Source organism: Ilumatobacter sp., from assembly GCF_049588435.1.
In the GTDB taxonomy this organism is placed as follows: Bacteria; Actinomycetota; Acidimicrobiia; order Acidimicrobiales; family Ilumatobacteraceae; genus Ilumatobacter_A.
Genome location: NZ_JBAVYV010000398.1, coordinates 1 through 10,101 on the forward strand (window position 1 = coordinate 1; position 10,101 = coordinate 10,101).

9 protein-coding genes and 1 pseudogene are annotated in these 10,101 nt (G+C 65.9%); all 10 read right to left on the reverse strand.

Going from position 1 to position 10,101, the window contains the following annotated elements:
- A partial coding sequence (locus tag WBV89_RS15325) for a NuoI/complex I 23 kDa subunit family protein (RefSeq protein ID WP_423982221.1) occupies window positions 1-637 on the reverse strand: 637 nt, incomplete at its 3' end.
- Window positions 637-1,866 (reverse strand): NADH-quinone oxidoreductase subunit NuoH, encoded by a 1,230-nt coding sequence (gene nuoH / locus WBV89_RS15330; protein WP_423982222.1) that lies wholly within the window; start codon window positions 1,864-1,866, stop codon window positions 637-639. The genes nuoH and WBV89_RS15325, both read right to left, overlap by 1 nt.
- On the reverse strand, window positions 1,866-4,328 hold the full coding sequence (gene nuoG, locus WBV89_RS15335; RefSeq protein WP_423982223.1) for an NADH-quinone oxidoreductase subunit NuoG: 2,463 nt from the start codon (window positions 4,326-4,328) through the stop codon (window positions 1,866-1,868). The genes nuoH and nuoG overlap by 1 nt, the downstream gene beginning before the upstream one ends.
- On the reverse strand, window positions 4,325-5,734 hold the full coding sequence (gene nuoF, locus WBV89_RS15340; RefSeq protein ID WP_423982224.1) for an NADH-quinone oxidoreductase subunit NuoF: 1,410 nt from the start codon (window positions 5,732-5,734) through the stop codon (window positions 4,325-4,327). Before nuoF ends, nuoG begins: the two co-directional genes overlap by 4 nt.
- A complete protein-coding gene (gene nuoE, locus WBV89_RS15345) occupies window positions 5,731-6,351 on the reverse strand; it encodes an NADH-quinone oxidoreductase subunit NuoE (RefSeq protein WP_423982225.1) in 621 nt (206 codons plus the stop codon). Before nuoE ends, nuoF begins: the two co-directional genes overlap by 4 nt.
- Entirely contained in the window at window positions 6,348-7,706 is a 1,359-nt protein-coding gene (locus tag WBV89_RS15350; RefSeq protein ID WP_423982226.1) for an NADH-quinone oxidoreductase subunit D, read from the reverse strand. The genes nuoE and WBV89_RS15350 overlap by 4 nt, the downstream gene beginning before the upstream one ends.
- On the reverse strand, window positions 7,703-8,170 hold the full coding sequence (locus WBV89_RS15355; RefSeq protein WP_423982227.1) for an NADH-quinone oxidoreductase subunit C: 468 nt from the start codon (window positions 8,168-8,170) through the stop codon (window positions 7,703-7,705). The genes WBV89_RS15350 and WBV89_RS15355 overlap by 4 nt, the downstream gene beginning before the upstream one ends.
- Window positions 8,171-8,193: 23 nt before the next feature.
- Window positions 8,194-8,754: pseudogene (locus tag WBV89_RS15360) on the reverse strand (NADH-quinone oxidoreductase subunit B); the annotation flags it as partial.
- Window positions 8,755-8,766: 12 nt separating this feature from the next.
- A complete protein-coding gene (locus WBV89_RS15365) occupies window positions 8,767-9,258 on the reverse strand; it encodes an NADH-quinone oxidoreductase subunit A (RefSeq protein ID WP_423982228.1) in 492 nt (163 codons plus the stop codon).
- The coding region (locus tag WBV89_RS15370; RefSeq protein WP_423982229.1) for a hypothetical protein at window positions 9,258-10,101 on the reverse strand (844 nt) is incomplete at its 5' end. The genes WBV89_RS15370 and WBV89_RS15365, both read right to left, overlap by 1 nt.

Below are 10,101 nucleotides of genomic sequence, written 5' to 3' on the forward strand. Positions count from 1 at the left end.
ACTCCGGGTCGCGCACGCCGAAGCCGAGCTCACCCGACCAGGCCACGACCCCCTCGTAGTCGGCATCCCCCGACGGTGAGGTGGCCCGCATCCAGGCCGAGGTCAGCGGGGCCACGACCTCGGCGTCGGTCCAGTCCTCCCAGGGCATCTGCTGCGGCAGCCCGTCGTCGTCGACCACCAGCTCCGCCTTGGTGTAGATGGCGTCGGCCCGGTTGGTGAAGGAGAACTCGAACAGCTTCGACTCGGTGATGGCCTCGGTGGGGCAGGCCTCCACGCACAGGTCGCAGTGGATGCACCGGAGGTAGTTGATCTCGTAGACGAAGCCGTAGCGCTCACCGGGGCTGACCGGCTCGCCGGGCGGGTTGTCGGCGCCGCGCACGTAGATGCAGCGGGCCGGGCACACGCCCGCGCACAGCTCGCACCCGATGCACTTCTCCATCCCGTCCTCGTAGCGGTTGAGGACATGACGTCCGTGCAGCCGCTCGGGCTTGGCGATCTTCTCGTCACCCTTCAGCTGCGCGGACGAGGTGCCCTTCTTCTTGGCACGACGCCCACCGGAGTACTCGGTGGTGACGCGCTTGCCACCGAACAGGCGGTGCTGCCGCATCGTCACGGCAAATCCTTCGAAGTAGCCCATCAGACGGGACTCCCTTCCTGTTGAGGCTCGGCCGCTCGCTCACGGTTCTTCTGGCTGACGCGCAACGCCGCCATGAACAGTGCGATCGCAGCGATGCCCACCACGATGCAGATGCCGGTGACCCGCAGCGAATCGACGAAGTCGCCGTTGGGTGAGAACTGGCGGAGGGCGGCGAGGAGGAGGAACCAACCCAGGGCAACCGGGATCAGGACCTTCCAGCCGAAGTCCATCAACTGGTCGTAGCGCAAGCGGGGCAGCGTGGCCCGGAGCCAGATGTACATGTAGAGGAACACCAGCAGCTTGAGGACGAACCAGAGCGTCCCTTCGATCGCGCCGGGGATGAACGGGATGTCGAGCCCGCCGATCGGCTGCGGACCACCGAGGAACAGCGTCACGATGACACCGGACATCGTGATCACGTTCATGAACTCGGCGAGGAAAAACAGGGCGAACGCGATGCCGCCGTACTCGGTGTTGAAGCCGGACACCAGCTCCTGCTCGGCCTCGACGAGGTCGAACGGAGGCCGGTTGAGTTCGGCGGTCGTGGCGATCAGGAAGATCGCGAAGGGAACGATGCCGGTCGCGATGATGTTCCAGTCGAGGACGCTGTTCTGCGTCTCGACGATGCGTGACGTCGACAGCGATCCGCTCGCCAGCAGCACCGCGGCGAGGCTCAGCCCGAGGGCGGCCTCGTAGGAGATCATCTGGGCCGAACCGCGCACCGCGCCGAGGAGCGGGTACTTCGAGCCCGAGGCCCAACCGGCGAGCATCACGCCGTACACCGCGATCGACGACATCGCCAACACGAACAAGATCCCGATCTGGGGGTCGGCGAGCTGGAGTCGGGTCACCTGACCGAAGATGGTGACGGTTCCGTCCTGGCCGTCGGTGAAGTCGCCACCGAGCGGGATCACCGACCAGATCAGGAAGGCCGGGACGAACATCAGGTACGGGGCCAGCCGATACAGGAACGGGTCCGAATTGCTCGGGCGGAACGTCTCCTTGAAGAACGCCTTGATGCCGTCGGCGAGCGACTGCATGATGCCCCATGGCCCGGCCTTGTTGGGCCCGATGCGGTTGTGCATCCCCGAGACGACCTTGCGTTCGCCCCAGATCATCAGCATCGTCGCCACGAGACTCACGACGAAGATCACGAGGACCTTGACGATGATGATCATCAGCGACGTCCAGAGCAGTCCTCCGGTACCGAGCGGGTCGATGCCGATCATCACACCACCTCGATCTTCACGTCGGTCACCCACGCCGTGGCGTCGATCAGGTTCTCGATGACACTGCCGCCCTGGTTGAACGGGGCCCACACGATCCCGCGTGGGACCGCCGGATCCGCGACGATCGGCAGGATCGCATTGGCCTGAGCGCCGATCAACTTCACGTCGTCGCCGACGGTGGCGCCGAGTGCGTCGATGTCGAGCGGATGGAGATGCACCGCTGCGCCGGGCGCGAGTTTCGCGATCGAATGGGACATGGCCGTACCGATGGCCCGATCGTAGAGCTTGCGTCCCACGACGAGGCGATGGTCGTAGTTGTTGCGCTGGCGACCGTGGCGCTCGACGGGGCTCAACGGCGCGGGGACGACCTCGGCGAGCACGCCGTTGGGATCGGCGCTCAACGCGTCGGGCGTGACCCCGGCGAATCCGGCCACCTGCGAGGCGATTGCCGCCGTGACGTCCGCGACCGTCGACACGTCGGCGATGTCACCGTCGAAATCGAGGAGGAGCGACAGCTCGGTGGCGATCATCCAGTCGGGGCGTGCCGTTCCGGTCGTCGTCACCTTGTCGGCGACGACCGAGACGCGACCTTCGATGTTGGTCGTGGTGCCGGCCTTCTCACCGTACGCGGCGGCAGCCAGAACGACGTCGGCGAGCTGTGTCGACTCGCTGAGGTGGGTGTCGATCGAGATCACCCGACGCGCTCCGGCCAACGCCCGACGGGCCAGATTGGTGTCGGGGCAGTCGTTGAGCGGGTCGGCACCCAGCAGGATCAGCAGCTCGAGCTTGCCCTCGGCGGCCGCGCGCAGTGTGGCGAGACCGTCGTGATCGTCATCGGCCGGTGCCATCCCGACGCTCAGCGCGCCCACCACGTTGCCGCGACGCAACGCCGGGAGAACCTTGGCGTTCGGGTTGAGTTCGAGGATCGCGGCGAGCGTGGCCATCGTCTCGTCGGGCGACTCGGCGAGGTTGGGCCGACCCACGACGATGACGACATCGTCACCGGCGAGCAGTTCGGCGTGGCGTGCCACCTCGTCGGCCTGGAGACCGGGCTGGTGGCGCACCGTGTGGCGGGCATACCGGGTGAGACCGGTGTCGACGCTCGAGAACTCGACGAGTGCGGACCCGCCGTCGGTCGCTGCCTCGCGCAGGCGGAGGTAGAGCACCGGGAGCTCTTCTTTGATGTCGGCGCCGAGCAGCACGACCGTCGATGCGGACGCCGCCTCGTCGATCGTGGCGCGGTCGAGGCCGAGGATCGACGCGGGAAGACCGTCGCCGAACTGGGCGTCGCGATAGATGATGCCCAAGGCGTCGGCGAGCTGAGCCCAGGCGAAGGCGTCCTCGTTCGTCCCGCGGGCACCGCCGAGCAGACCGATCGAATCAGGGCCACCGGCGGCGAGCGCGTCGCCGATCAGTCGAGCCGATGCGCCGAGCGCGCGGTTCCACGAGGTGTTGGCGAGCCCGGCCTCGGTCTTGACCATCGGATCGGTGAGGCGGAGGTCGGAGTTGACGGCCTCGAAATCGAACCGGCCGCGGTCGCACAGCCATCCGTGGTTGACCGGATCGGAGTCGACGCCCTGATAGCGGAGGATCTCGTCACGGCTCGACTGGACCACGACGCGGCAGCCGACCGAGCAGCTCGTGCAGGTCGACTCCTCGGCCGTCAGGTCCCACGGGCGGGCCTTGAACCGGTACGGCTCGGCGGTGAGTGCACCGACCGGGCAGATCTGCACCGTGTTGCCCGAGAAGTACGAGGCGAACGGCTCGTCCGGGAACGTCATCACCTGCGTCTCGTTGCCGCGCTGGGTGAAGTGGATCAGCTTGTCGCCGGCCACCTCGTCGGCGAAGCGGGTGCAGCGGTCGCACAGGATGCACCGCTCGCGGTCGAGCAGAACCAGGTCGGAGATCGGGATCGGCTTCTCGTAGTGCCGCTTCTCCTCGACGTAGCGACTCTCGCCGGGACCGTGACTGAAGGCCTGGTCCTGGAGGGGGCACTCGCCGCCCTTGTCGCAGACCGGGCAGTCGAGCGGGTGGTTCGCGAGCAGCAGTTCGAGCACGCCCTCCTGCATCCGCTTCGCCATCGGCGACTCGGTCTCGATCTTCATGTCCGGTGCGACCGGCACCATGCAGGACACCGTCACCTGCGGGCCGCGGCCGGTGTCGGTCTCGACGAGGCACTGTCGGCACATCCCGACCGACTTCATCCGCGAGTGGTAGCAGAAGTGCGGGATGTACGTGTCGTGACGCTCCGCAGCGGCGATGATCAGCTCGCCCTTGCGGGCCTCGATCTCGCGTCCGTTCAGCGTGACCTTGACGACATTCGGATCGGGCTCGGGCTTGGGATCGGGCTCGGCGGCGTCGACGGCCTCGTCGGTGTCGACGTCCTCGCTCTGCTCGGTGTGCGCGACCTCGTCATTGGTCGCCTCGACCGGTGCGGTCGCCTTGGTTTCGTCTGTGCTCATGAGCCTGCCACTGCGACGGGGATGGAAATGCGCTTCGGTGCCGGAACCACCCGTGCGTCGAACTCCTCGCGGAACAGCGTCAACGCGGAGTGGACCGGAACATAGGCGGATGGGCCGACGAAACAGATCGTCGTCATCTTGTACGGGAACGGCGTCGCTTCCAAACCGAGACGCTCGGAAGCGGCGTGAGGCATGTCACCCGGACAGATCGACTGGCCGACCTCGAGGATCTGATCGAGGTCCGCATCGGTTCCGTGCCCGGAGCAGACCCGCTCGAGAATCCGCAACAACCAGGTCCCGCCCTCGCGACACGGGGTGCACTTGCCACACGATTCGTGGGCGTAGAACCGGACGAGGGTGAGCGCTGCCTGCGGAATGTCGGTGGTCGAGTCCATCACCATCACGGCTCCGGAACCGAGCATTGAACCGGCCGAACCGGCTTCCTTGCCCTCGAACGGGATGTCGAGTTGGTCGGGCAGGAACCACGGAGCCGAGCCACCACCCGGGACGAACGCCTTGAGTTCGTTGTCGTCGCGGATGCCCTGGCAGAACTCGTCGCCGTAGATGATGTCGCGGAACGTGGTCGTGCCGTTGACGATCTCGTAGACGCCGGGTCGCTTCACGTGACCCGAGATGGCGACCATCCGGGTTCCCGGCGACGTCTCGGTGCCGATCGACGTGTACGCCGCCGAACCCTTCGACGCGATGTAGGGCAGGTTCGCGAGCGTCTCGACGTTGTTGACGATCGTCGGCTGTCCGTACAGACCGACAGCAGCCGGGAAGAACGGCGGCTTCAGTCGCGGCATCCCGCGCTCGCCCTCGAGCGATTCGATCAGCGCCGTCTCCTCACCGACGACGTACGCGCCCGCACCCCAGTGCAACACGATGTCGACGCTGAAGTCGGTGCCCATGATGTTCTTGCCGACGTAGCCCTCGGCATATGCGTCGTTCAACGCGGCGGCGATGCGCTCGTGCGCGAGCGGCATCTCGCCACGCACGTACAGGAAGCACTGCGACAGGCCCGCGGCGTAGCACGCGATGAGGCAGCCTTCGATCAGTTGGTGTGGATCGCGCTCCATGAGCAGACGGTCCTTGTACGTGCCGGGCTCTGACTCGTCACCGTTGACGACGAGGTAGCGCGGCCACACGCCCTGCGGCGTGAATCCCCACTTGACGCCTGCCGGGAATCCGGCGCCGCCGCGACCGAGGAGTGTGGAGGCCTTGACCTCCCCGGCCATCACCTCGGGGTCGCTCTCGAGCGCCTTCTTGAGGCCGTCGTACCCACCGGTTGCGAGATAACGATCGAGCGTGTGGCTGTCCTCGTACTCGAAGCGTGAGGTGACGACCTTCGGGCGGTCGCCCTCGTAGAAGCCAGGGGTGAAGTCGCGGGTGATCGCGGTGCTCATGAGTCGTCTCCCACGCTGACCGGAATCCATCCCGGACCCGAGTTCACGTCGTCCGGATCGGGGGCACCGACGAACTTGTCGGCGGGAATGTGCTGGCGGTTCCGGCCGAGCGTCCCGTGCGGGGGAATCTCGGCGGCGAGCGCGCCGGCACGCAGATCGTCGATCAGCCGATCGAAGTCGTCGGTCGTCACCCGGTACTTGTGTCGGTAGTTGACCTGGAGCGTCGGCGCCTCGGTGCACGCGGCCTGACACTCGGCGGCCTCGAGCGTGAACATGCCGTCATCGGTGGTCGAGCCCGCCTTGATACCGAGCTTGTGTTCGGCGTGGTGCATCAGATCATCGGCGCCGAGCAGGGCGCAGCTCATCGTCTGACAGACGTTGATCACGTACGTGCCGACCGGCTCGAACTTGAACATCTCGTAGAACGTCGCGGTGCCGATCACCTCGGCGGGCGTGATGTCGAGCAGTTCGGCGAGGTGGCGCATCGCGTCCTCGGTCACGTACCCGTTCTGCTCCTGGGTCAGGTGCAGCAGCGGGATCAGCGCCGACTTTTTGCGCGGATACCGCTCGATGATCTCGTGCGCCAGCACGACATTGGAACCGGACAGACGACTCATCGATCAACTCCTCCGAGGACTGGGTCGACGCTGGAGATGACCGCGACGGCATCGGCGACCAGCCCGCCGCGCATCATGTGCGGGAGACACTGGATGTTCGTGAACGACGCGTCGCGCATGTGCATGCGGTACGGCGTCGGCGACCCGTCGGAGGCGATGTAGCAACCGACCTCGCCACGGGGACTCTCGATCCCGACGTACACCTCACCCTCGGGGACCTTGAACCCCTCGGTGAAGATCTTGAAGTGGTGGATCAACGCCTCCATCGACTCGTCGATGCGGGCACGCGGCGGAGGCGTCACCTTCTTGTCCTGGATCCGGGTGTCGCCCTCGGGCATCCGGTCGAGGATCTGATGGACGATCTTCATCGACTCGCGGATCTCGGCGAGGCGGATCGCGTAGCGGTCGAACGCATCGCCGTACGAGCCGACGATCACGTCGAAGTCCAGTTCGTCGTACTTCATGTACGGCAGGTCGCGACGCAGGTCCCACGGCACGCCGGTGGAGCGCACGATCGGCCCGGTCGCACCGAGTGCGAGGGCCTCGTTCGGGGTGATCACGCCGACGCCTTGGAGCCGTTCGCGCCAGATCGGTTGACCGGTCATCAAGATGTCGTACTCGTCGAGCCGCGGCGGGATCAGGTCGAGCAGGCGCATCACGCCGTCACGCCAGCCGGGCGGCAGGTCGGCTGCGACACCGCCGGGGCGGATGTAGTTGTGATTCATCCGCAGCCCGGTGACCTCCTGGAAGAAGCGGAGGACCTCCTCGCGCTCGCGCCAGCCGTAGATCATCATCGAGACCGCACCGAGGTCCATGCCGTTGGTGGCCATGAACAACAGGTGGCTCGACATCCGGTTGAGTTCGGACATCAACATCCGGATCCACACCGCACGCTCGGGGATCTCGTCGGTGATGCCGAGGAGCGCCTCGGTCGCCATCGAGAACACGAGCTCGTTGTTGAGCGGACTGAGGTAGTCCATCCGGGTGACGTTCGTGCCCCCCTGCATGTACGTCAGCGACTCGGCGGTCTTCTCCATGCCCGTGTGCAGATAGCCGATGATCGGCTTGCAGCGCAGTACTTCCTCGCCGCGCATCTCGAGCATCAGGCGCAACACGCCGTGCGTCGACGGGTGCTGCGGACCCATGTTGATGATCATCGACTGATCTTCTTCGGGGTCCTCGGGGAGGTCGCCGAGCTGGGCGGCCTCGGCTTCGGACATCCGCAGGACGGAGCCGATCTCGCGCATCAGCTCGCGCGCCTTGGTCTGGCTGCGCGGCTTGAGCAGCTGCGCTCCCTCGTCGGTGTTCGGGATGAACACCGCGTACTGGGATGCGGTCGTGACGGTGTCGCTCATGCGTTCGCTCCCTTGAACTGCACGGGGATCGAACCGATCGCATAGTCCTTGCGCAGCGGGTGGCCGTCCCAGTCCTCGGGCATCAGGATGCGGGTCAGGTCGGGATGATCATCGAACACGATGCCGAACATGTCGTAGGTCTCACGCTCGCACGCCTCGGTCCCCGGGTGGAGGTCGAACATCGATGCGATCGACGGATCGTTCTCCGGTACCTGGACGCGCAGGCGCATGCGGCGCCGATTGCCGATGTCCAACAACTGCACGACGACCTCGAAGCGTTCGGGGTCGATGCCGTCCGGGAGGGGACGCTGCATGTACTGGAGGTAGTCGACGCCGCACAGGTCGACCGCCATCGTGTAGCCCTCGTCGGCGAGCGTGCTCGCGACGTCGAGGTACTGCTCACGGGTGGGATACACGACCTGCTGGCCGCGCGCATCGGTGAGGGGACAACCGTGGAGTTCCATCAGGCCTTGCTCCCCAGCAGGACCGGCGTCGATCCAGCCTCGATGTGCTGCACCTGGATGTTCGCGCCCGCTCCGGTCTCCTTGCGACGACGGAGGATCTCCTCGTTCTCGATCAGGCCGTGGAGCTGCTCGATCGCGTGGATCAGCGTCTCCGGGGTCGGCGGGCAGCCCGGTGCGTACACGTCGACCGGAACGACCTGGTCGACACCCTGGACGATCGCGTAGTTGTTGAACATGCCGCCCGAGCTGGCGCACACGCCCATCGAGATGACCCACTTCGGTTCCATCATCTGGTCGTACACCTGACGCAGGACGGGAGCCATCTTCTGGCTGACGCGTCCGGCGACGATCATGATGTCGGCCTGACGCGGGCTCGCGCGGAACACTTCCATTCCGAAGCGCGAGATGTCGTAGTGCGCGCCGCCGGTCGCCATCATCTCGATCGCACAGCATGCGAGACCGAACGACGCTGGCCAGGACGAGCGCGAGCGCGACCAATTCACCAGGTCCTCGAGCTTGCCCGTGATGACGTTGTGCGTCAGCCCGCCCAGTCCGTCGTCGAGCACATCGTTGACGATGCCCATGTTGCGGTCTCCTTACGCGGCGGGTTGATTCGTAGTGGTGCTGAGGTCGTCGAGACGACCCTCGGTTCCGACTCGACGGATGGTCGAGTCGAGCGACCGGGCCGGCGACACGATGTCGGCGTCGGCCTGCAGGCTCCGGTACTTCTGCACCGGACCCCAGTCGAGACCGCCTCTCGCCACCTCGTACACGAAGGTGAGGAAGAAGACGACCGAGAAGATCAGCACGGCCCAGAAGGCGTACGCACCGAGTTCACCGTGCGACACCGCGTACGGGTACACGAAGATGATCTCGATGTCGAACATGATGAACAGCATCGCGACGATGTAGAAGCTGACCGGGAAGCGTTCCGGAGGCTCGCGCGAGGGGACGATCCCGCACTCGTAGGGCGCCTCCTTCGCAGCGGACGGTCGACTCGGCCCGAGCAGGCGGGACGCCAACAGACTGAGTGCGCCGAACACGATGCCCAGGAGCATCAGGATCACGATCGGCAGGTACTGGCCCATCAGGCGGTCGCCACGGCCTTGCTGTTGGCGAGGTTCTCGGCGAGGTGCCGGTCACGACGATGGAGCAGGTAGCAGAGGGCGAAGAAGATCGCCCCGCCACCGAGGGTCAGCACGACCGCCGGCTGACGTCGCGCGCCCAGGTCACGGACCATGTACACGTACTGGCGCTGCTGGGTCTCGTCGATCGTCGGCGACACCGGTGCACGTCCGTCCTCGGTGCGGGTCTGGACATACGGTGCGGCTTCGACGACCACGAAGTGCGGCTCGTGGAAGAACGCCAGGAAATCGAGCGAGTCGTTGTCGAGGCCCGGGATGTTGCCGGCCTCGATCCGCGGCGAGCGATCGCCACCGATGTCGTAGATGTTGGTGATCGCGTATTCGCCGGCGGCGTACGCGCCCTCTTCCTCGAGCAGCACGTTCGCCTCGGCCGATGCCTGACCGAATGCCGGCGACGCAGGATCGAGCGTGACGAAGCCTTCCTCGGTGAGCTCCTCACCGACGATCTCTGCTTCCTCGGTGGGCGTGGCGTCGGCGGGAATCTCGGGAAGGACCTCGAGGACTCCACCGCTGCGCAACGCGTTCGTGTCCTGGAGGACCGAGGCGCCGGGGACGGGTTGCCACGTCGGATCCGGGCCGCGCAGGCCGATGCCGTAGATCCACCAGGTGAGGCCCATCAACATCATCCAGCCGGCCAACCCAGCGAGGGTGACGAGGAACGCGAGACGCGATCCCATGTTCGTCATCATGATGAGATAGATGCTGCCCATCAGGATGACGACAGAAATGATGACGGTGAGCAGCCCGCGAATTTCGGGCTCCCAACCGATTGCCAACAGATTCATT

What these genes read in the sequence shown, in the direction of transcription:
- nuoH (WP_423982222.1), bottom strand. Translation starts at nt 1,866, where the DNA reads ATGATCGGCATCGACCCGCTCGGTACCGGAGGACTGCTCTGGACGTCG.
- nuoG (WP_423982223.1), bottom strand. Translation starts at nt 4,328, where the DNA reads ATGAGCACAGACGAAACCAAGGCGACCGCACCGGTCGAGGCGACCAAT.
- nuoF (WP_423982224.1), bottom strand. Translation starts at nt 5,734, where the DNA reads ATGAGCACCGCGATCACCCGCGACTTCACCCCTGGCTTCTACGAGGGC.
- nuoE (WP_423982225.1), bottom strand. Translation starts at nt 6,351, where the DNA reads ATGAGTCGTCTGTCCGGTTCCAATGTCGTGCTGGCGCACGAGATCATC.
- WBV89_RS15350 (WP_423982226.1), bottom strand. Translation starts at nt 7,706, where the DNA reads ATGAGCGACACCGTCACGACCGCATCCCAGTACGCGGTGTTCATCCCG.
- WBV89_RS15355 (WP_423982227.1), bottom strand. Translation starts at nt 8,170, where the DNA reads ATGGAACTCCACGGTTGTCCCCTCACCGATGCGCGCGGCCAGCAGGTC.
- WBV89_RS15365 (WP_423982228.1), bottom strand. Translation starts at nt 9,258, where the DNA reads ATGGGCCAGTACCTGCCGATCGTGATCCTGATGCTCCTGGGCATCGTG.